Genomic DNA, 20,357 nt, shown 5'->3' on the forward strand with positions numbered 1-20,357 from the left:
TGGCAGCCCCTCTGGTCCCAGGCAGTCTGATCTGGTGGTCTGTCAAATTTCCTCTGACGTCGAATCTGTAATCGGGGTATAATACCCGGTTGAGGGTGTCCCCGCCCGAATAAGAGGACCCGGTTATGGATGTGCTCACGCTCAGCCGGACGGAAGTTCGGGTGGCCATGGACTGGTGGTCTGTCAACCGTTGGTGAATCCCAAACAGTTACTATACATCTTAAGAGCTTGACGGACCTCTACTCCTCTTTTTCCGCCGGAAGCAGCGCGGGGTTGGCGACGTTCTGCATCTCCACCCGCGTTTTCGGCAGCGAATCGCCGTGGTGTTCCTGGATCCACCTGATAAGGTGCTCCCGGGTGTTGCAACGCAGATCAAAAGTCGAAGGCGCATCCTTGGCACTCACCAGGATACGGATGGTGACCGACTGGTCCGAATTGTCCGTAACGGCAACGCTTTTCACCCGACCGTCCCAGAGTTCCTGCGTAGGCACCCAGCGGTCCACTTCATCGCGTAGCTCCTGCACCGGGAAGGTATAGTCTACGTACATGAAGACTGTGCCGATGAGCTCCGAGTTCGTCCGCGTCCAGTTTTGAAATGTATCGTCGATGAATTTCTGGAGGGGGATGATGAGCCGGCGCTGGTCCCAGAGCCGCAGGGTGACGTAGGTGAGGGTAATTTCCTCCACCCAGCCGTATTCGCCGTTGACAATCAGTGCGTCGTCCAGCCGGATGGGCTGCGTAAAGGCAATCTGGAAACCAGCCAACAGGTTGGCGATCGACTTCTGCGCCGCCAAACCGATGATGATGCCGCCCACCCCGGCGGAGGTCAGCAGGGTGGTGCCCAGGTTCCGCATGCTGTCAAATTGCATCATGATCAGGGCCAGCATGATGAAGAAAATGACGATGGCCGCAATCCGCTGTACATACTGTAATTGGGTCAGGATTTTCCGCTCCCGAAGGTTGTCCTTATCATCCACGGTGTACCGGTGACGGACGGTATCGGCCCCGATCCCCACCAGCCGGATCAGAAAAAGCCCCACAAAGAAGTAAAAAAGGGTACGGATCAGGTAAACCGCTGGCGTCAGGACGGGGTCGGGCTCCCCCTCTTCCACCGGCGGTATGCCCGACCAGAAACTGAGGGCAAGAAAGAAAGTCAGGATCCAGAACACCAGGTTGCGGGTGCGCTGCGTAAAGGCTTCCAGCGAGTAGCTGCGCACGCGCCGGGCCGTGGCCGACACCAGGGGATAGGCTACCAGGACCGTAATTGTGGCCAGCACCAAAGCAAAGCCAAAGAGCACCGCCATCCGTAGGTAGATCGGCATCGTTTCCAGAAGGTCAAATAATTCTTGCATACACAAAGGGTGTTTTGGTGCCAGACGGGGTGGGTGAAGGCCAGGGCACCACTTCGTTGGGTGGCAATCAACTTCCCAACGGGTTCTGCAGGGTCAGGTTCATTGCTACCCGAAAATCCACCCCTTTTGCGGGAGTCCGCTGTTGGGAAACCAACCCTCGCTCCTCCCCCTTTGGGGGTTGGGGGGCCAACACTCTCCCCCCTTCGGGGGGGCGGGGGGGAGCACCTGCGAACGCGCCCAAAACTTTTTCATCCTTCCCGACGAAAGGGAGGTGCTACTCGTTTTCTTCCGGGCCGAAGCGCAATTCCAGCACCTCAATGCGGGTATTGGAAACCTCGAGCATGCGGAGGTGGAAGCCTTTGAGTTCCAGTTCGTCGTTTTCCTCGGGCACGCGCTCGGCTTCGGTAACGACGAAGCCGGAGAGGGTGTGGTAATCCCCTTCCGGCAGGTTCAGGTTGTATTTTTCGTTGAGGTAGTCGATCTCCAGGCGGCCACTGAAGCGAAAAACACCGTCTTCGAGAACTTCTTCGACGTATTCGTCGTCGTCGTATTCATCCTCAATTTCACCGAAGATTTGCTCCAGGAGGTCTTCCATGGTGATGACGCCCGAAATGGAACCAAATTCATCCACCACGCAGGCGATGCTGAGTTGCTCCTTGATGGAACGATTGAGCACATCGGTAACCCGGGCTACTTCGGGGACGAAGGTGAGCTCCATAACCATGCTGGCCAGGGATTCGGGCAGTTTGAGCAGTTGCTGGTGGTGCACGTAGCCGAGTACAGCGTCAATTTCACCGTCGGTCACGATGAGCCGGCTCAGGCGGGTTTCCTGAAATTTGGCCGCCAGATCATCGAGCGAGGCGGCCACGTCAATGCTCTGAATTTCAGTGCGGGGCACCATACAATCGCGAACGCGCACGTCGTGCAAATTCAGGGCGTTGCCAAAAAGTTTGGTGTCAATGCCGTTGGTCTCTTCATCGGAAGAAGCCTGGCTTTCGTTGACGAAGTTTTCCAGGTCAAGGCGGGTCAGCACCGTATCGAGTTCTTCGCCCGGCCGGTTGAAGACGAGTTTAAGCAGCCAGTTGCTCGTTTTGGTCATGATCAGACTCGGCAGGTAGAGCAACCACTGGAGGCCCCGCAGCGGAAGGGCAAAGAAGTAGAGCGCATCGTCCGCAAATAAGCGGAAGACGGTTTTGGGGACATACTCCCCGAACACCAGCACGATGAGGGTAATGAGTACGGTGCTGAGCAAAAGCTGGGTGGCCTCGCCCTCAATGCCGAGTTGGGTATTGATCAGCCAGCTCAACGGGAGGGACATCAAGGTGGTAAAGGCCACCAGGGCGATGTTGTTGCCCACCAGCATGGTACTCAGAAACTCGGCGGGTTGATCAAACCAGCGGGCCAGGATGCGGCTGCGGCGGGTACCACGTTTTTTCTTCAGTTCTACCCGGAGCTTATTGGCCGAGACGTAAGAAATCTCCGCGCCGCTGAACAGGGCGGAAAGGACCAAAGAAAGGAGGATGAGCACGGTCTGCATAAAGTAGATTTACTCTTCCGGACGGTTGAGCGGGATGCGGCCGTCCACTTGCAATACCCTGGCGTTGGCAAAGCTTTGGTCGGCCTCCAGCCCATAGCCAGTGATCAGGTAATCGGGCTGGCGCAGGACGACGAATTTGCTCGTGTAGATGCGCTGGGTGTTCTCCTGCCAGTTAAGTTCTTCGGTTTCGAGGCGTTGCAGGTCGACCGATTCCCAGATGACGCTGTCGCGGACCGTAATCTCGTTGACCCGCCGGCGGTAGACCCCCCACTGGGCAATGAGGGTACTGCTGGTATCCTGGTGCTCATCGAAGAAAGTAACGTGCAGGCCCGCAGGAAACTCCTGCCGCTGGTCGGCATTGTCCAGATAATTGAGCATGATGGGTGCGGTGGCGATGACGCGGATGCGGGCGGAATCGCTCCAGAGGATTTCCACGTTTTCGGCAACTTCCACGCCGGCTTCCATGCGTTCCGCCAGCTCGGCTACCTCAGCGGGGTCATTGATGCAACCCGCAAGGGTGCTCAGTAAAAAGACAGCGATTGCCGCAGCGCGCCATGCCTTTTGTTGCCCCGAACCGTCCATAGGCAACTGGGCTTAAGCGAGTTGGGCCTCCACCGTATCGAGCAGCAATTGGCCGTAATACTCGGGACTTTCGGGTACACCGCTGTTGTTGGCCTTGTAAATGTATACCACCAGGAATACGAACAGCAGGAGCGCAATGGCGGCACCCATAACAACGTATCCTTTGGTACCGGAAGATTTAATCTCAGACATAGCTAGGGCAATTTTCACTTGCGGGGGTAAAGATAAGGACTAAAAGGCGGTAAAATGCACCCTCAGCACCACAAAGCAGCGCAATCGTTAAATCGGCGCAAAACCAGCGTGGAGTCCTTGGCAGCACCCGAAAAAACGGCGGCGCGACCAACCCGGGGTTGGCCGCGCCGCAGCGTGGAATGCGCAGGGGCTGCCGGGTTAGCGGCAGTCGGTTGCAGCGCGTTCGTCTTCAATCTTGGCTCCCACGCGCAGGGCGGGCAGGATGCTGTTGGCGGCCTGCAGGCGGATAGAAGTGTGGATCTGGTTGCGGGCGCCGGGCAAATTGCCGCTCGTGGCACCGCTGGGGTTGGAAACGGCAACTACCACGTACACGCCGGTATTACCGACGACGGGCTTGGAAGGCACGCCGATTTCCGACATGGCGGCAGCAGCAACCACTTTGGGCTCGCGGCCCAGGCCGGGCAGGTTCACCAGGGTGGGGTTGCTGAACAGCGTATCCACTTCCACTTCGTACTGGGCGGCGATGGCGCTGAGGTCTTTGCCCGCCAGCATTTCGGCCAGTTTCTTGCCCTTGGCGCGGTCGCGCAGGGTGGTGGCGAGGGCTTCCTTAACGGCGGCAACGGGAGCGACGCCGGCGGGGATGACGTCTTCCAGACCAACCAGAACGTAGTTGTTTTCGTAGAACAGCTGGGGATCGGAGAAGGTGTACACCACCCCGCTCACGTCGCCCTCACCGGCGGAAAAGGCCCAGCACATCATGTCCTTCACCTCTTGTCCGCCGCCCAGGCCGGGCAGCGTATAGTTGCTGATGGGGAGGGGGTTGGTAGTGGTGATCTCCATTCCGGCAGCTTCGGCGGCGGCTTTCAGGTCGGCCAGTTTGTTTTTGCCGTTCAGGAAAGTCTGGGCTTTGGCCAGGGTGGCATCTTCCGTTTCGTTGCTGGGCAGGATGGGCTCAACGAGGTAAGCCACCTTCGCCCGGGGGCTCGTGCTGGCGCTGCGGCTCATGACTTCCACGAGGTGGACGCCGAAAGAGGTACGGACTTTGTACAACTTGCCAACCTCCCCGGTAACGAAGAGCACATTGTCAAAAGGCTTAACGAACTGGCCGGGAGTTACTTTTTTGTACACGCCGCCTTCGGAAGCGGAGCCGGGGTCTTGGCTGAAGGTTTCGGCCAGGCTGGCAAACTTGCCCCGGTTGGCTTGCAGCACGTTCATCAGGCTGTCAATCACCCGGTTCGCTTCGGTGAACTGGGCGGGGGTAGACGCTTCGCGCAGGATGTGGCGGGTACTGGCCGAGTCTGACATCGTCCGGCGGTCAACCAGCTTGAGCAGCTTCATGGCATTCCCTTCTACGTACGGGCCGTAGATCGCACCCTTTTCCAGTTGGTTGAGCACTACGTCGGAAATGACGGGGCTGAGGGCAGATTCGGCAACGAAAGTACCGTTGTAGCTGCCGCGGTTGGCCAGGGCGAAGAGGCTATCGCCGCTTTCCGTGGTTTCTTCGCGCCACTCAGCGGCCAGTTCCTGCAATTGCGTACGGATGGCGGCCGAGTCTTCTGCCGTCGGCTCTACCTTAAAGCTGACGTAGCTCAGCAGGCGGGTTTCCTCGGGGTTGTTGAAAACACTGCGGTTTTCGTCGATGTAAGCTTGTACGTCGGCATCTTCCACCGTCACTTCGGTATCGGCAATCTTATCGAAGGGAACTTTCACGACGGCAAATTGCCGGCTCTTGATCTGCTCATCGGCGTAAGCCTGGGCCTGCCAGGACGGGGCGTACATGGCCTTGCTGACCAGCGCGCCCATCTTCTCTTGCAGGCGGGTGGCCACCACTTCCCGGCGCTGGTATTTCCAGATGGTGCGGATGTTGGGGTTGAGCGTACCGTCGTTGATGGCGTCGTCGAGGGTATTGTTGTCGATGTGGCCCTGGATCTGGCTCAACAGGTTGCGGTTGAGCTGGCCCGTGTTGGGGTCCGTGAGGTTGCGGGCAACAACGGGGCTGGGGTTGGGGCCGAACTCCAGATCGGTCAGCTCTTCCTCCGTTACGGCCAGGCCAATGCTTTCGGCCTCTTCGGCTACGAGACCTTCGTTGACGTAAAACTGCCAGAGGTTATCCCGGTTCTGGTAGGCATCGCCACCGTTGAAGGCCCCACTGAGGGTACGCTCGAATTCGGCACGGTCAATTTCCCGTTCGCCCACCCGGCCCATGGCTTGTTCAACGGGGCCGATGGGGCCGTTGGCGCCGGAAGTCATTTCCGAGAGGATGAACAACGCGATGCCACCACCGATGAAGAGGAGGACGATGGCGGTATTTTCCCTGATTTTCCCGATCAATGCCATACTGCTAATGCTTTTCGTTGGCCTCACACGGGGGAGGCACTATCTTGGTATTGTAATGTCTGTTGTCTCCCAGCAAAAACGGCCTCACCAGGGGCAGAGGGCCCGGACCGCTGTTCGTTGGGGCGGCGAAGATACGACTTTTTGAAAAAGGTGGGCAAGCTAAAGAAAAAGACCCCGCTTTTTAAGCACAGCCATTGGGCGCGGCCGCAGGTGCCCGCAACGTTGGAGGAGCAAGGCAGCCCCACCAAAGACTTCCCCGGCAGAAGGTACCCTGCCCCAAAACGGAGGGAAGCAATGGCCCGCTCCGCCAAAGGGACAGGATCGCAAAAAGAGAAGTCCCGTCGCCCAACGGGAAGGAGAGGATATTAAGTACGTTGCCCAAAAGGGTAAAAAACGGGTTTTAGGTGTTTTCTCCCCGGGCGCAAGGAAGGGGTTGCCCGGGAAAAAAATGATCAGGTGTTTACTTCTGGTCTCGAAATGGTCTAATCTTTCCGGGCTGTCGCTTCATCCGGCGGCCGGGGGTGTCCCAAATTTAAAACAGGGTGGCGACGTAGGGAAGCCAGCACCTGTGGCAGGAAGACGGACGATTGCATTTACGGCCTCCCATCCTCCGAAATCTTAAAATCCGTTAATAGAATGCCGAAGCCAAGGAATTTGGTGGGCAGCTCCGGCGGAAATTCGATGGATTTCCTCAACATAACGCGGGGGGCCACCCCGTGGTATGGCCTTAATTCTCTTAACATTTGGAGCGAAGCAGCCGGAAAAAGCTGGATAAAACCGCCCGAAAAGGAAGGAAAATGCCGCTGATTTAAAGATAAGTTAAGGCCTGAAAAAGGCTTCCTTTTTGCGGGTTTAAAGTTAGGCTGTCTAATTCATTGGGGTTAACCCGTACTCCCCCAAGGGGCTGCATTTTTCCGCTGCGCGGGTTTTTCACCACTAAGGCATTAAGGGCACTGAGTTGCACTAAGGGTTTGGCAAAGTTGAGCCTCTCTCAGCCGATGATCCCATTGGCGAAAATTCGCACGGCTTTGACCTTGCTAATTCGACAGCCTAGGTTTAAAGTCCCTGCTCCTGACTTCCCCTGCTCCTTTGTCGGGGGGGAGCACCTGCGTCCGCGCCCCTGGCCGCACTTTCAGCTATTCCCCGCCGCCGCTTACCTTTGCGGGAAATGCTGCCCACCGCTATGCGCTACCTGCTTCCGATCCTGCTCTTCCTGTTCCTGTTCCGTTGCCAAAACGCCCCAGCCCCCGTGGCGGTGGAAACGGCCGTAATTGACAGCCTGGAGTACGTCATCAGCCCCATCCCTGGCACGACGACGCTGCGGGCGGAGAAAAGAGACCCGCTGGGTGCCCTGGTGGAAGCCGGTTTTGTGTTAAATGGGCTGAAGCAGGGCACGTGGACGACCTACGACGGCGGCGAAGCAGCCCCCCGGAAAATCGTGAGCTACGTCGACGGAGCACTCAATGGCCCTTACCTGGAACTGGACGAACTGGGACGCATCGCGGTGCTGGCCAACTACAAGGCCAACGTTTTGCACGGCAGCTACGGCAAATATAAGATTGGCCGGCCCGAGCTGACGGCCAGCTACATCGACGGTCAACTGGACGGCACGATGGCGGAATTTGACTACCGCAACAACAAAATCAAGCAGGAAGCAACCTACCGCATGGGCGTCTTACACGGCCCTTTCCGCTACTTCAACGAAGAAGGAAAAATCACCCTGGAGTACGTCTACCAAAACGGGGAGCGGGTAAGCGGCGGCATCGTCGAATAAGCTTATTGTTCATTCGCCGTTGCTTCTTCAGCAACGGGCATCGACTCTACAAAAGCTTTGGGCGTTTGGCCGAGGGCGTCGCGGAAAGCCTTATAAAAGGTACTCTTGTTTTTGAAGCCGCAGCGCTGGGCGATGCCGAAGAACGTGCGCTGCTGAAACTCCAGGGCTTCGAAGCGGCGCTGCACCTCCGCAATCCGGAAGCCATTGACGAAGGTGAGGAAGTTGCAATTCGCGTGGCGGTTGATCACCTGGCTGAGGTATTTGGTGTTGGTGTCCAGGCGGAGGGAGAGCTTGCGGAGGGTGAGGTCGGGGTCCAGAAAAAGCTGCTCGTTGTTCATTACCGTGTTGATGCGCTCGTAGAGGCGCAGCTCGTCGGTCCCCTGCAAACTGCTGGTGCGGTAGCGGGCTTCGAGACTGAGCAGGGAGTGGCCGCCAGCGTGGTGCTTCTTGCTGCAGTCTACCTCGAAGGCCAGGTAATTCACGATGGCTCCCTCCTTATTATGGATGGGGTGGATGACCAGCTGGCAGCGGTACGAATCCCCGCTTTTGCGGTAGTTGGTAATGGTTTCCTTGAAGGGTTTCTCGCTGGCCAGCCCCTGCCGGATGCGTTCGAGCACGTCGGGCTCCGTTTTTGGGCCGTGGAGAAACTCGGCGGGGGAACAGCCCAGCACTTCTCCCAGGCTGTAGCCGGTGATCGCTTCAAAGTCGTGGTTTACCCACAGGATGCGGCGGTGGGCGTCGGTTAGGATGACTGCAATTTGGTTCATACGTAAAGACAGGTGTGATAACTTCAAAAGTAGTAATGCGGGCAAAGGCGGGCTGCTATAAAAGCCTCCCGGAGTGCGCGCCCTGGACATACTCATGCCCAGTAATAATGGTTATCGGTATTGATCCCGCCCAGCGCAGTGGTGAAGTAAAATCAGGAGTGAGCTGGGGGGGCACACCGGATAACCTTATAAATCTAGGCCAAATTTCCGGCATTTGCAATTCCGGCACGCAAGAATTCATACTTCTGTATCAAAAATGGCAAAATTTAGATGAAAAGCGCGGGCTTGGCGGCCTTTGGGTTATGTTTGTCTTTCAAGAATGCCGTTGGGTCCATCCGCCGGGCCCGGAAAACAGCAGGCAATACCGAACTACCGTGGAGCCACAAACAGTTACCCGCTGGTCTTTGGGGGGGATTCCGTACGGCGGGGCAACTCAGCCGGCGGGGCTCCTGCGCCTCCGGGGCCCGGGGGCGGCTACGCACATCAGCCTGGCCCTGCACGCTGCCCTGGAGCAGGGCCTGGCGGTATGCCTGCGTTGTTTATCCGCGCAGCAGGCCGCCCTGCTTACTGCCGGGCTGGCCAAGCCCCCCCGCTTCCCCGCCGCAGCTTTGCTGCGGGCCGCAGCAACGGAGGACAGCGGCGTGTTTGGGCCCTACGGATTTGCCGAAACGGTGGGTTTGTGGTTAAAAAATGGCCTTTCCCCGGCGGCGGCGCTGCTCAATCCCTTCATTTCTACGGATAGTTTCGAGTTTACGCCCGCCGAGTTCCTGGAGCTTAAGGAGCGCTTGTTGCAGACGCTGCGGAAGTACGAAAAGCTCCCCCGCGTTTCCAAAGGGCTGGAAGACCTCAACACCGGTTTTTTCCGCCACCGCAGCCTCACCGAGAGCCAGCAGTTCATCACCCAGCACGTGGAGCAATATTTGGCGGAGGGCAGTGCCCTGTACCGCGACTTCCTCCTGGCCATCCACGGCCACGCGCGGGCGGCGCTGTTTGCGGGCCAGCGGAACTTGCGCAGCCGGCGGGATACCCTCACTGCCTTTACCGACCGCCTCGCAGAAATTCCTGCCGCCAACGCACGCCAGCAACGCAAAAGCCTGCCCCAGCTTCGCGAAGACTGGGCGGCGTACCACCTTTTGCACTACGGCACCCCACCCGCCACCGAGAGCACCGCTGGCCCGGAAGCCCTGGCCAAGGCTTTTGCCGCCGAAGCCAGTGCCCTCACCCAGGCCCGCGAACAGCTGGGGCGGGAGTTGCAGGCCAATTCCCTTTCCCTCAACGCCGTTACGGTTGACCCCAGCCTGGGCGACCCGGAAGTTTTCCGGCGCCTGGCCGACCGCCTCACCGAGCTGCTCAGCAAAATGGACGAGGCGGGGCTCTACCAACTCCCCATCGGGGGAAACAACGCCGCAACCGCCCCCCGGCAACTGCAGCTGCTGGAAAACACCCTGGAAAAATTGCGCAACACCCAGCGCCATCTCGGGGAATTGCCTGACTTTTACGCGCGCCGCCACTTCTGGTACGCCCAGCCCGCCCGCCTGCGCCGGCTGATGGCTCCGCTGCTGGACCTGCCGGCCGACGACTGGGAAATTGCCTTCACCAGCTGGTACTTCGAACGCTGCCTGCAGCGGGTGGAAGTCCCCGGAGCCCATCGCCTGGACCCCGCCGCACTGGCCCGGCTGGCCGACGAACTCCTCACCACCGCGCGCAACGGGCGGGCGGGTGCGGACGCCTCCGCGCTGCGCATCGTCTTGCCCGGCCAGCCAGTGCCGCCGCCCACCGGCGCGGCCGATGTGTTGATTGACCTGACGGACGAGGCAGCTGACCCCGCCTGGAAAAAAAATACGGTCTACCAACTCGCACCCTTGCAGGATGCAACGGCGCGGTACCTGACCTTGGCGGGCTGCCTCGCGCCGGCGCTGGCCCTGACGCAGCCCTTTGCGACCCTGCGGCCGCCGGAGTGGACGGCCGTGTACGTAGCGGAAGCGCCCCCGCGCACGGGTGCCGGAGCGGGTTTCCAGCTGGGCGAAGGGCCCTGGAAAACCCTCCCCCAGTGGCCGGGGGCCAGCGCCGGGCACCTCCGGCTTTTTTTCCCGGATCAACTGAGTGCCGACGATGGGGCGACGGTCCTGCGGCACTGGGAAGACTGGCTGCTGTGCGCGCCCCGCCTCAGCATTTTCCACCGCTGGCCCTCCGATCGCATCACACAGGCTCTGCTCAGCGACGGCTTCGGGGCCGATTTCCTCGTCGCAGCCCTCATCCGCAGTGCCGAGGCTGCCGCCGCCGTTCCTTTCGACCGCGAAACGCTGCTGGCGATGGGCCGCGAAGTCCGGACCCGCTGCGGCTTGCAGGATCCCGGCCCCCACCCGCTGGCGGAGCACCTGGTACCGCTCCTGCAAGACCGGCTGCCCCAGCATTTTTTCGAGGTGCACGTGCCCTGGCGCGACACTTTTTTGCCCCTTCTGGTGATGGCCCCCGACGGCAAAAAAACCGTTTTACTGCCCGACGGCCGTCTCCCCGGCCAGGCCCCGGCGGAGGTGGAAGCCCTGCGGCAGCGGGAGCTAAGCACCGTGGGCTTGCGGTGTCTGGCCATCGATGCGGAAGGGATCTGGGGCGCGTCCGCAGGTGCAACGGAAGCCTTAAGGCAAAGTTTGAGATAGGGGGAGCACTTCCCCCGCTCCCCGTCCATTTTTGGCACCTGCGTCCGCGCCCGAACACAACACTTTTGCCCAGCTTGGGTTACCTTTGCGCCGCGATTTCATTACCCCCTAACCAAGCCTGCGCCATGCCCGCACTTACCCCCCGCTTCGATCAATTTCGTGACCGCCACCTGGGCCCCGACGCGGCCGATACCGAGGCGATGCTGCAAGCCATCGGGGTGCAGTCGCTCGACGAACTGATCGACCAAACGGTACCCGCCAACATCCGCGATCATAAGGCGCTCAACGTACCGCCTGCGGTCAGTGAATACTACTACCTGCAGCACCTCAAGGGCATTGCCCGGCGCAATAAAGTGCTCCGGTCCTTCATCGGGATGGGATACTACAACACCGTTACGCCGAGCGTGATTTTGCGCAACGTGTTCTCCAATCCCGGCTGGTACACCCAGTACACACCCTACCAGGCGGAGATTGCCCAGGGCCGGCTGGAGAGCCTGCTGAACTACCAGACGATGGTGGCCGACCTGACGGGCCTGCCCATTGCCAACGCCAGCCTGCTCGACGAAGGCACCGCTGCGGCCGAGGCCATGACGATGCTCCACGCCGTACGCAACAAGCGGGTGCGCGAGGAGGCCGTGAGCACCTTTTTGGTCTCCGACCAGGTGCTGCCCCAGACCATTGCCGTATTGCAAACGCGGGCCGAGCCCCTGGGCATTACCATTGACGTGCGTCCGGTGGAGGCTTTCGACTTCCCCGCCGATAAAGTCTTCGGGATGCTGCTGCAGTACCCCGGGGCGGACGGGCTCATTTTCGACCCCCGCGAGTTGGTGGCCCGCGCCAAAGCGGCCGGTGCCTTTACCGTGGTGGCCACCGATTTGCTGGCGCTGACCATGCTGACCCCGCCCGGAGAATGGGGAGCCGACGTGGTGGTGGGCAATTCCCAGCGTTTTGGGGTGCCGATGGGCTTTGGCGGACCGCACGCCGCCTTCTTTGCCACCCAGGATGAGTACAAACGGCAGATCCCCGGCCGCATCATCGGCGTCAGCCAGGACCGCCACGGCCACTACGCCCTGCGCATGGCCCTGCAAACCCGCGAGCAGCACATCCGTCGGGAAAAAGCCACGTCCAACATCTGCACCGCCCAGGCGCTGCTGGCCAACATGGCCGCCTTTTACGCCGTCTACCACGGGGCACAGGGTCTCAAGGCAATTGCGCAGCGGACCCACCATTTCACCGTCATTCTGGCCGATGCCCTGCGCGCGGGCGGCTTTACGCTGGCCGGCGACGCTTTCTTCGATACCCTCCACGTGGCCGTGAGCCCGGAAAAAGCCCGCGAAATCCGCGACCGCGCCGAAACCGAAGGCTACAACTTTTTCTACCCTGGCGAGGGGGGCATCCGCCTGAGCTTCGACGAGAGCGTGGCGACCACCGATTTGCAGGCCGTATGCCGCATCTTCGGAGTGGCCCTCGACTATGCTGGTGCGGAGCTGACGCCCGAAGGAGGCGTGGCGGGCATCAGCGACCGCATTCCGGCCAGCCTGGTGCGGCAGTCGGCCTACCTGACCCACCCTAACTTCAACAGCTACCGTACGGAGACCACCATGATGCGCTACATCAAGCGCCTGGAGAACAAAGACCTTAGCCTCGTCCACTCCATGATCCCGCTCGGCAGCTGCACGATGAAGTTGAATGCGGCTACGCAGTTGATTCCCGTCAGCTGGCCGGAATTTGCCGACCTCCACCCCTTCGCGCCGATTGAGCAGGCCCAGGGCTACCAGCAAATCTTTGCCGAACTGGAGCGTGACCTGGCCGAAATCTGCGGCTTTACCGCCTGCAGCCTCCAGCCCAACAGTGGGGCCAGCGGTGAGTACGCCGGTTTGCTGGTCATCCGGGCTTACCACCACGACCGGGGCGACTTCCACCGCAACGTAGCCATCATCCCCGAATCGGCCCACGGTACCAACCCCGCCAGCGCCGTGATGGCCGGCATGCAGGTGGTGGTCGTTAAGTCCGACGCCGCTGGCAACATCGACCTGGCCGACCTCAAAGAAAAGGTAGCGGCCCACCGCGAAAACCTCTCCTGCCTGATGATTACCTACCCCAGCACCTACGGGGTATTTGAAACGGGCGTCACGGAATTTTGCGAGCTCGTCCACGCAGCGGGCGGCATGGTGTACATGGACGGGGCCAACATGAACGCGCAGGTGGGCCTGACCAGTCCGGGCCGCATTGGTGCCGACGTTTGCCACCTTAACCTGCACAAGACCTTCGCCATCCCCCACGGCGGCGGTGGACCCGGTATGGGCCCAATCTGCTGCAATGAAAAGCTCGCCCCCTACCTGCCTGGCCACCCGCTGCAACTCACTGGCGGCCAGAAGGCGACCCAAGCCGTAGCGGCAGCGCCCTGGGGTTCGGCCTCCATTCTGCTCATCAGCTACGCGTACATCCGCCTGCTGGGTGCCAAAGGCCTCAAAGCCGCCAGCGAATACGCCATCCTGAACGCCAACTACATCAAGGCGCGGATTGAAGCCCACTACGACGTCTTGTTCACCGGCGAAAAAGGCCGCGCCGCGCACGAGCTGATCCTTGACCTGCGCCCGTTCAAGACGGTGATGAGCGCCGGCGACCTGGCCAAGCGCCTGATCGACTACGGCTACCACGCTCCCACCCTGAGCTGGCCCGTGGCGGGTACCGTGATGATTGAACCCACCGAAAGCGAAAGTAAGGAGGAACTGGACCGCTTCTGCGACGCCCTGATCGCCATCCGGGCCGAAGCCGACGCCATTGCCCGCGGCGAGGCGGATGCTCACGACAACGTGTTGGTCAACGCCCCCCATACCGTTGCCGAAATCACCGCCGACGCCTGGAGCCACCCTTACGGAAGGGAAGCTGCCGCCTACCCCCTACCCTACCTGCGCCAGGGCTACAAATTCTGGCCCTCCGTTGGCCGCGTAGATGATGGCTACGGCGACCGGAATTTCGTCTGTACCTGCCCGCCGGTAGCTGCTTACGCGGAGGAATAGGTCGCCCGGGGAAAGCAGGGGACGGCACGAAGGACGCAACACCTCCGTCTGCCGGGAATCCCTGCCCGGCAAACAAAAACGCAAATCTCCCACGCAGGATAAACCCTGTGGCCAGGCCGTACCTTTACCGAGTTATGAAATACTTGATTCCTGCCATTTGCCTCCTCCTTGGAGTTTGCTCCTGCGGTGCCGAGGGTCCGACCGACCCGGCGGTACGCCCTTCTTTCTTTGACCTGAAGGGGTACTTCGACGCGGAAATCGAGCGGCTGGAAGGGTATCCGCTCACCGTCACCAAAAGCATCCAGCTCAACGGGGAAACGGAAACCAAGCAGCTGACCGACCTTAACTTCTCCAATGACCTTCGCCTCTTCCGCGAATCCGACATCAACAAGCCCGCCTGGCAGGACAAATACCGCAGTGAAGTCCAACAACTTTCGGGTCAGCACCAGCTCACCACTTATACTGCCCTCGACAGCAGCCTCCAAACGAGGGTGCTTACCGTGGAGGAAGACCTGGGGGTAGTAACCCACGTCAGTATCCGCCGCAAAACGGGCACGGTGCTCTCGAAGGGAGACCACCAACTGGAATACGACCCCGCCACAGGCTACCGGGTGCGCACCCTACAGATCAATCGCTTGGGTAAAGACGTCGATGCCCTCATCGAAGTGAGCTGGTGATCTGGTATTATTGCAATGGCCACAATAAAAAAGAGGTAGTGCCACCACGGCACCACCTCAGCCCTAACCAAATAAAACCAAATTAAAGTCTGCCTACAGAAATTGTCTTTCTGATTGGCTTGGCTTCAAAGGTAGGGGCTAAAATTCGAAAAATTCATACTCTTACCCCACTTTAGCCCGCCCTTCCACAATTCATCCTTTGGGGGCATCGTAAAATATTAGCTGGAAAAAAGCCTCTCAAGAGAAACAATCCTTTGCAAAATTTACGCTCCGTAAAATTTACTATTTCTCATTTATTCCCCTTAATTCCTATTTTCGCCGCAAACGTAAAATATTGTTCCATAAACACGCCTCGCCGCAAATTAAGATTCTGAAATAGTAGCCTATGTTTCTATACTCTCCTTTGGCAGCTTTGTCCCGTGGCTTATCCGGGTTCATTTATAGCGTCGTAAAAAGCGTGATTTTGTGTGCGCTATTTCTGGCCCCGGCGGCGAACCTGCGGGGGCAGTCGGACGATGCCTTCGTGCTGAAGAAGATTTACGACCTGGCCCTGACGGAGGGCGAATGCTACGATTGGCTGCGGCATCTTTCGAAGGATATTGGTCCGCGCCTGGCCGGCAGCCCCGGTGCGGATGCAGCCGTAGCCAGCATGCAGCGGCTGATGGATACGTTGGGCTTCGACACCGTTTACCTCCAACCCTGCCTGGTGCCCCGGTGGGAGCGGGGCGGGCCGGCCAGCGGTCGCATCATCAACAATGCCATTGTTGGTACCGAAAGCCTCAACGTCATTGCCCTGGGCAACACGAAGGGTACCGGGCCCGACGGCGTAACTGCGCCGCTGGTGGAAGTCTTCAGCCTCCAGGAGGTAGAAAAACTGGGCCGGGCGGGGGTGGCCGGGCGCATCGTCTTCTTTAACCGGCCCATGGACCCTACCCAGGTCAATACCTTCGCCGCTTACGGAGGGGCCGTAGACCAGCGGGGAATGGGGCCCAGCATCGCTGCCCGCTACGGCGCGAAGGCGGTATTGGTCCGGAGCATGACGACGGGCCTGGACGATGTCCCACACACGGGTGCAGTGGCTACGGTTGACTCCGTCCCCGCCATCCCTGCCCTGGCCGTAAGCACCAACGACGCCGAAAAACTCAGCCGTTTACTCCGGCACGGGGAAGTCCGGGTACACCTCCAATCCGACGGCCGCATGTTGCCGCCCGTGCGCAGCTACAACGTAATTGGGGAAGTGCGGGGCACAGAATTTCCGGAGGAGATCATTCTCGTTGGCGGTCACCTTGATAGCTGGGACGTGGGGGAAGGGGCGCACGACGACGGGGCGGGCATCGTCCATTCCCTCCAGGTTTTGCCCCTGCTGCAAAAAATTGGCCACCGCCCCCGGCGTACCTTCCGCTGCGTCCTGTTCATGAACGAAGAAAATGGCTTGGCCGGCGGCCGCGCCTACTGGGAGGCCAGCAACGCCATGGGAGAGTTCCACCTGGCGGCCCTGGAAAGCGACAGCGGCGGATTTACCCCCCGCGGCTTCAGCGCCCAGGCGGAGAACGAAGTTTTTAAAGATTTCTTTGCCCGCATCAATACCTGGCTTCCGCTGCTGGAGCCCTACGGACTGGCCTTTTTCACCGGAGGCAGCGGTGCTGACATCAGCGGCCTCAAATCCCAGGGCGGCCTGCTGCTGGGTTTCCGCCCCGACTCCCAGCGCTACTTCGACTTTCACCATACTGGTACCGACGTATTCGAGAATGTCAACAAAAGGGAACTTGAAATGGGGGCCGCCGCCATAACTTCGCTGCTTTACCTAATTGACCGCCATGGACTCCGGTAAGACCGACCGCATCATCCTCCACAACCTGCCTTTTAAGCCGATGCTGACGGAAGCCGCCATCCAGCAGCGCGTCGGGGAACTGGGTCAAACGCTACGGGAACGCCTGGCGGGGGGGCAACCCAGCTTCGTGGTTATGCTCAAGGGGGCTTTCGTTTTTGCCGCCGACCTCATCCGGGCCTCCCGGCTCAACGGCGAGGTTTGCTTTGTACGCACCAGCAGCTACCGCGGTACGGCTTCGGAGGGGAAGGTCCGCCTCCACCTGGCCCCCGACCCCGCCGAGATTACCGGCCGCGACCTGGTATTGATCGAAGACATTGTGGACAGCGGCTACACCATGCAGGCTTTTCTGCCGGAGCTGGAGCGCCTCCAGCCCCGGTCGATCACCCTGGTTACCTTGCTCCACAAGCCCGAAGCCCAGCAAGTTCCGCTGAAAATCGACCTGGTTGGCTTCGTCATTCCTCCTCATTTTGTGGTAGGCTATGGCCTGGATTACGACGGGCTGGGCCGCCACTTACCCGCCATCTACCAACTTGACGAGCAGTACTAATGCATCCCATGCGCATTCGCCCCATCACTTCTGCGGATAACCGCGCCGTAGCGCAGGTCATCCGCACCGTCATGCCCGAGTTCAACTGCGTTGGGGAGGGCTTTTCCATCAACGACCCGGAGGTGGACGATATGGCTGCCCACTACAATTCTCCGGGGGCCACTTTTTTTGTTTTGGAAACGGGCGCGGCCGCAGGTGCTCCCCCCCGCCCCCCCGAATGGGGGGAGTTAGGACGAGGAGCAGAGATTGTCGGGTGCGCCGGCTTTGCTCCTCTGACGGGCAGCGACGGAAAAACCTGCGAACTCCGCAAGATGTACCTTCTACCTTCCGCCCGGGGCCAGGGCGGTGGCAAAATGCTGATGACGGCCTGCCTGGAAGGGGCCCGGCAAGCGGGGTATACCCAGATCTACCTGGAAACCGTCACGGCCATGGAAACGGCCCAGCAAGTCTACCTCCGCAGCGGCTTCCGCTACATTGAAGGTCCGCTTGGCGCAACGGGGCATTCGGGATGCGACCGTTTCATGATTCGGGATTTGTAGCGTTTCCCATTGCAGGAAGGGCTGGGGGCGGGCCAAACTTTGCTCTTTAGTCCCATTCCCAGCACCTGCGGCCGCGCCCAAAATGGCTCATTTGCGGTGTCAGGCCCCGAGGGCGTCGGCAATCAGATCGCCCATGGCGTTGGTGCCCACTTTGTGCTGCGGGTGGAGGTCTTCGGTGCCCACGCCGGATTCGAGAGTGGTATTGACGGCGTGGCGAACGGCATCGCCCTCCGCCACCAGGCCCAGGTGATCCAGCAGCATGGCCGCCGAGAGGATGGTGGCGACCGGGTTGGCACGGTCTTGCCCCGCCCCTTCCGGCCAGGAGCCGTGGATGGGTTCAAACATTCCCACTGCCGCACCGACGCTGCTGGAAGGCAACAGGCCAAGCGAGCCCGCCAGGACGCTGGAGGCATCGGAGAGGATGTCGCCAAACAGGTTGTCAGTAACGATGACGTCAAACTGGGCGGGATTCAGGATGAGCTGCATGGCGGCGTTGTCCACGAACATGTAGTTGAGCGCCACATCGGGGTTGTTAGCAGCCATTTCCTGGGTCACTTCGCGCCAGAGGCGGGAGGATTCCATGACGTTGGCCTTATCGACGAGCGTGAGTTTGCCCCGGCGGTTCCGGGCTGCCTCGAAGCCCACCTGGACAATGCGCTCCACTTCGGCGCGGCTATAAATGCAGGTATCGTAGGCGGTGTTGCCCCCGTCGCGGCGGCCTTTTTCACCGAAGTAGGTGCCGCCGGTGAGTTCACGTACGATGAGCATATCGACCCCGACCATGCGTTCCGGGCGCAGGGGGCTCAGGTGGGTCAGCTGGGCGTAACCCGCCACGGGCCGCAGGTTGGCGTAGAGGCCCAGCTCCTTGCGCAGGCGCAGCAGGCCCTGCTCGGGGCGCACCTTCAGCGTGGGGTCATTATCGAAACGGGGGTGGCCGATGGCTCCGAAAAAAATGGCGTCAGATTCCTTGCACAGCGCCAGGGTTTCTGGCGGCAGGGGATCTCCCGTCTGGTCAATAGCTACCGCCCCAACGGGGGCAAAGTGGTAGTGAAAAGTGTGGCCGAAGCGGACACCTACCCGATCCAGGACTTTGATGCCCTGTTTGATGACTTCGGGGCCGATGCCGTCGCCGTCCAGCACGGCAATTTTGAATGATCCCATAGCGGAGATAACAATGAGAGTGAAGAAAAAATGCGCGGGAAGGGGCGTAGCTCTTCCTAGCGCAGGGAAAAATCCCGGCGGCTGCGTTCAAAAGCCTCGATTTGCGCTTTCTGGCTCAGCAGAAAATCGATGTCGTCGTAGCCATTGATCAGGCAGGTTTTTTTGTAGCCATCGATTTCGAAGGAGGAGACGGTGCCCGTGTTTTCATTGCGCAAGGTCTGTGCTTCGAGATCGACGGTAAACTTCGCAGCGGGGTCAGCCTCAATGGTCCGGAAAATTTCGTCGAGCAAGGCCGGGCTGACCACCAGCGGAAGAATGCCGTTGTTGAGGGCATTGCCGCGGAAGATATCGGCGAAGTAGCTGGAGATGACGACCCGGAAGCCGTAGTCGCCCAGCGCCCAGGCAGCGTGTTCCCGGCTGGAGCCGCAGCCGAAGTTGGCCCCGGCCACCAGGATTTCACCGGTGTAGCGGGGGTTGTTGAGCACGAAGTCGGCCTTGGGCTGGTTGAGCTTGTCGTAGCGCCAATCGCGAAACAGGTTTTCGCCAAATCCTTCGCGGGTCACGGCCTTGAGGAAGCGCGCGGGGATGATTTGGTCGGTATCGACGTCCTCAATGGGGAGTGGGACGGCGGAGGAGCTTATTTTTTCTAGTGGCCTCATAGTATGTTGTGTTTTTCTTTCAGTTCTTGAAAGGTGATGACTTTGAAATATCCTTTGCTGACCAGGCCGTCGTACAATTTCAGGTCTCCCGTAAGAAGATACTCGTCCTTATAGCTACTTAAGGCGACAAAGTTGAGGTCACGATCGTCTATATCATGTACCAAGTTGGCAGCACGGGCGTAATGAGGAATAGGGATAAGATCGTCGCTAATAAACTCTACTTCCCTATACAGTAAATTTAAGCCCGTCCGAACGGCCGTTGAAGCCACCTTAGTCAACTCGACGATGCGAGTAAAGTGCTGATCCATTTCTAGCTGTAGATACAAGGGGGCAATTAGCCTTATATCATATTTCTGCCTATTAAAAACGAATTGGGAAATACTACCCTCCGGTTTCAATAGCGCTGAAAAAATTATGTTGGTGTCAACGATGTATACAGTCACTCCTCTTCGTTTGACATTAAATGCTCAAAACCAGGCTCTTCCTTCAGCAGCAACTTAGTACGTTCCCAAATTCCGTTTCGTACGTCATCCACCAAACTGTCTATTTCGGAAGGTGTCGCTTGGCTCTTGGACATGACTTCCGTAAACTGGAAGTGTTCCAGTGCTTTTTTGATGGACTCCCCAGTCATATCATTCGGAAACCGAAAAATGATCTCTTCATCCGTCCGTTCAATCGTGTAGTTCATCTCATCAATGTTTGAAGGATTAACGATCAACCCA

17 protein-coding genes are annotated in these 20,357 nt (G+C 59.4%); 7 read left to right on the forward strand and 10 right to left on the reverse strand.

Translation table 11 applies throughout. The features are described 5' to 3' along the window. Nucleotides 1-239 precede the first annotated feature (239 nt). The 5 genes from H9S92_RS21150 to H9S92_RS21170 form a co-directional block, all read right to left on the reverse strand. Entirely contained in the window at nt 240-1,352 is a 1,113-nt protein-coding gene (locus tag H9S92_RS21150; RefSeq protein WP_187468703.1) for a mechanosensitive ion channel family protein, read from the reverse strand. Between the two features lie 274 nt (nt 1,353-1,626). Continuing rightward, complete coding sequence (locus H9S92_RS21155) at nt 1,627-2,889, reverse strand: hemolysin family protein (protein ID WP_187468704.1); 1,263 nt, start codon at nt 2,887-2,889, stop codon at nt 1,627-1,629. Between the two features lie 9 nt (nt 2,890-2,898). Further along, nucleotides 2,899-3,471 (reverse strand): LPS export ABC transporter periplasmic protein LptC, encoded by a 573-nt coding sequence (gene lptC, locus H9S92_RS21160; protein ID WP_187468705.1) that lies wholly within the window; start codon nt 3,469-3,471, stop codon nt 2,899-2,901. A 12-nt stretch (nt 3,472-3,483) separates the two neighbouring features. Continuing rightward, nucleotides 3,484-3,663, reverse strand: a complete 180-nt coding sequence (locus H9S92_RS21165) for a hypothetical protein (RefSeq protein ID WP_187468706.1) — start codon at nt 3,661-3,663, stop codon at nt 3,484-3,486. Between the two features lie 198 nt (nt 3,664-3,861). Continuing rightward, on the reverse strand, nt 3,862-6,000 hold the full coding sequence (locus tag H9S92_RS21170; protein ID WP_187468707.1) for a peptidylprolyl isomerase: 2,139 nt from the start codon (nt 5,998-6,000) through the stop codon (nt 3,862-3,864). Nucleotides 6,001-7,168: 1,168 nt separating this feature from the next. Here H9S92_RS21170 and H9S92_RS21175 point away from each other — a divergent pair. After that, nucleotides 7,169-7,774 carry a toxin-antitoxin system YwqK family antitoxin gene (locus tag H9S92_RS21175; protein WP_187468708.1) on the forward strand — a complete coding sequence of 202 codons (606 nt, stop codon included), beginning with the start codon at nt 7,169-7,171 and terminating at the stop codon, nt 7,772-7,774. A 2-nt stretch (nt 7,775-7,776) separates the two neighbouring features. Here the strand turns inward: H9S92_RS21175 and H9S92_RS21180 are convergent, their stop codons facing one another. Then, nucleotides 7,777-8,541 (reverse strand): helix-turn-helix domain-containing protein, encoded by a 765-nt coding sequence (locus H9S92_RS21180; protein WP_187468709.1) that lies wholly within the window; start codon nt 8,539-8,541, stop codon nt 7,777-7,779. A gap of 374 nt (nt 8,542-8,915) precedes the next feature. On the opposite strand from H9S92_RS21180, the gene H9S92_RS21185 reads away from it, so the two are divergent. The 6 genes from H9S92_RS21185 to H9S92_RS21210 all read left to right on the forward strand — a co-directional run bounded on the left by H9S92_RS21185 (nt 8,916) and on the right by H9S92_RS21210 (nt 17,815). After that, nucleotides 8,916-11,198, forward strand: a complete 2,283-nt coding sequence (locus H9S92_RS21185; RefSeq protein ID WP_187468710.1) for a hypothetical protein — start codon at nt 8,916-8,918, stop codon at nt 11,196-11,198. Between the two features lie 125 nt (nt 11,199-11,323). Beyond that, nucleotides 11,324-14,221, forward strand: a complete 2,898-nt coding sequence (gene gcvP, locus H9S92_RS21190; protein WP_187468711.1) for an aminomethyl-transferring glycine dehydrogenase — start codon at nt 11,324-11,326, stop codon at nt 14,219-14,221. Nucleotides 14,222-14,355: 134 nt separating this feature from the next. Next, nucleotides 14,356-14,898, forward strand: a complete 543-nt coding sequence (locus tag H9S92_RS21195) for a hypothetical protein (RefSeq protein WP_187468712.1) — start codon at nt 14,356-14,358, stop codon at nt 14,896-14,898. 457 nt (nt 14,899-15,355) lie between these two features. Next, a complete protein-coding gene (locus tag H9S92_RS21200) occupies nt 15,356-16,729 on the forward strand; it encodes a M28 family peptidase (protein WP_406612329.1) in 1,374 nt (457 codons plus the stop codon). Continuing rightward, nucleotides 16,716-17,276 carry a phosphoribosyltransferase gene (locus H9S92_RS21205; protein ID WP_187468714.1) on the forward strand — a complete coding sequence of 187 codons (561 nt, stop codon included), beginning with the start codon at nt 16,716-16,718 and terminating at the stop codon, nt 17,274-17,276. Before H9S92_RS21200 ends, H9S92_RS21205 begins: the two co-directional genes overlap by 14 nt. 8 nt (nt 17,277-17,284) lie before the next feature. Further along, nucleotides 17,285-17,815, forward strand: coding sequence for a GNAT family N-acetyltransferase (locus H9S92_RS21210; protein ID WP_222936199.1), 531 nt, complete (start codon nt 17,285-17,287; stop codon nt 17,813-17,815). A gap of 99 nt (nt 17,816-17,914) precedes the next feature. On the opposite strand, the gene leuB is transcribed toward H9S92_RS21210, so the two are convergent. The 4 genes from leuB to H9S92_RS21230 are packed head-to-tail and all read right to left on the reverse strand — an operon-like array spanning nt 17,915 to nt 20,323. Further along, on the reverse strand, nt 17,915-18,976 hold the full coding sequence (gene leuB / locus H9S92_RS21215) for a 3-isopropylmalate dehydrogenase (RefSeq protein WP_187468716.1): 1,062 nt from the start codon (nt 18,974-18,976) through the stop codon (nt 17,915-17,917). Nucleotides 18,977-19,032: 56 nt separating this feature from the next. Further along, nucleotides 19,033-19,635 carry a 3-isopropylmalate dehydratase small subunit gene (gene leuD / locus H9S92_RS21220; protein WP_187468717.1) on the reverse strand — a complete coding sequence of 201 codons (603 nt, stop codon included), beginning with the start codon at nt 19,633-19,635 and terminating at the stop codon, nt 19,033-19,035. Then, on the reverse strand, nt 19,632-20,078 hold the full coding sequence (locus H9S92_RS21225) for a PIN domain-containing protein (RefSeq protein WP_187468718.1): 447 nt from the start codon (nt 20,076-20,078) through the stop codon (nt 19,632-19,634). Before H9S92_RS21225 ends, leuD begins: the two co-directional genes overlap by 4 nt. Then, nucleotides 20,075-20,323 carry a hypothetical protein gene (locus H9S92_RS21230; RefSeq protein WP_187468719.1) on the reverse strand — a complete coding sequence of 83 codons (249 nt, stop codon included), beginning with the start codon at nt 20,321-20,323 and terminating at the stop codon, nt 20,075-20,077. The genes H9S92_RS21225 and H9S92_RS21230 overlap by 4 nt, the downstream gene beginning before the upstream one ends. Nucleotides 20,324-20,357: the final 34 nt, after the last annotated feature.

This window comes from Neolewinella lacunae (assembly GCF_014349155.1).
Lineage (GTDB): Bacteria > Bacteroidota > Bacteroidia > Chitinophagales > Saprospiraceae > Neolewinella > Neolewinella lacunae.

Bases quoted from the DNA above. Each gene is read 5' to 3' on its own strand.
- H9S92_RS21150 (WP_187468703.1), bottom strand. From the start codon at position 1,352: ATGCAAGAATTATTTGACCTTCTGGAAACGATGCCGATCTACCTACGG.
- H9S92_RS21155 (WP_187468704.1), bottom strand. From the start codon at position 2,889: ATGCAGACCGTGCTCATCCTCCTTTCTTTGGTCCTTTCCGCCCTGTTC.
- lptC (WP_187468705.1), bottom strand. From the start codon at position 3,471: ATGGACGGTTCGGGGCAACAAAAGGCATGGCGCGCTGCGGCAATCGCT.
- H9S92_RS21165 (WP_187468706.1), bottom strand. From the start codon at position 3,663: ATGTCTGAGATTAAATCTTCCGGTACCAAAGGATACGTTGTTATGGGT.
- H9S92_RS21170 (WP_187468707.1), bottom strand. From the start codon at position 6,000: ATGGCATTGATCGGGAAAATCAGGGAAAATACCGCCATCGTCCTCCTC.
- H9S92_RS21175 (WP_187468708.1), top strand. From the start codon at position 7,169: ATGCTGCCCACCGCTATGCGCTACCTGCTTCCGATCCTGCTCTTCCTG.
- H9S92_RS21180 (WP_187468709.1), bottom strand. From the start codon at position 8,541: ATGAACCAAATTGCAGTCATCCTAACCGACGCCCACCGCCGCATCCTG.
- gcvP (WP_187468711.1), top strand. From the start codon at position 11,324: ATGCCCGCACTTACCCCCCGCTTCGATCAATTTCGTGACCGCCACCTG.
- H9S92_RS21195 (WP_187468712.1), top strand. From the start codon at position 14,356: ATGAAATACTTGATTCCTGCCATTTGCCTCCTCCTTGGAGTTTGCTCC.
- H9S92_RS21205 (WP_187468714.1), top strand. From the start codon at position 16,716: ATGGACTCCGGTAAGACCGACCGCATCATCCTCCACAACCTGCCTTTT.
- H9S92_RS21210 (WP_222936199.1), top strand. From the start codon at position 17,285: ATGCGCATTCGCCCCATCACTTCTGCGGATAACCGCGCCGTAGCGCAG.
- leuB (WP_187468716.1), bottom strand. From the start codon at position 18,976: ATGGGATCATTCAAAATTGCCGTGCTGGACGGCGACGGCATCGGCCCC.
- leuD (WP_187468717.1), bottom strand. From the start codon at position 19,635: ATGAGGCCACTAGAAAAAATAAGCTCCTCCGCCGTCCCACTCCCCATT.
- H9S92_RS21230 (WP_187468719.1), bottom strand. From the start codon at position 20,323: ATGAACTACACGATTGAACGGACGGATGAAGAGATCATTTTTCGGTTT.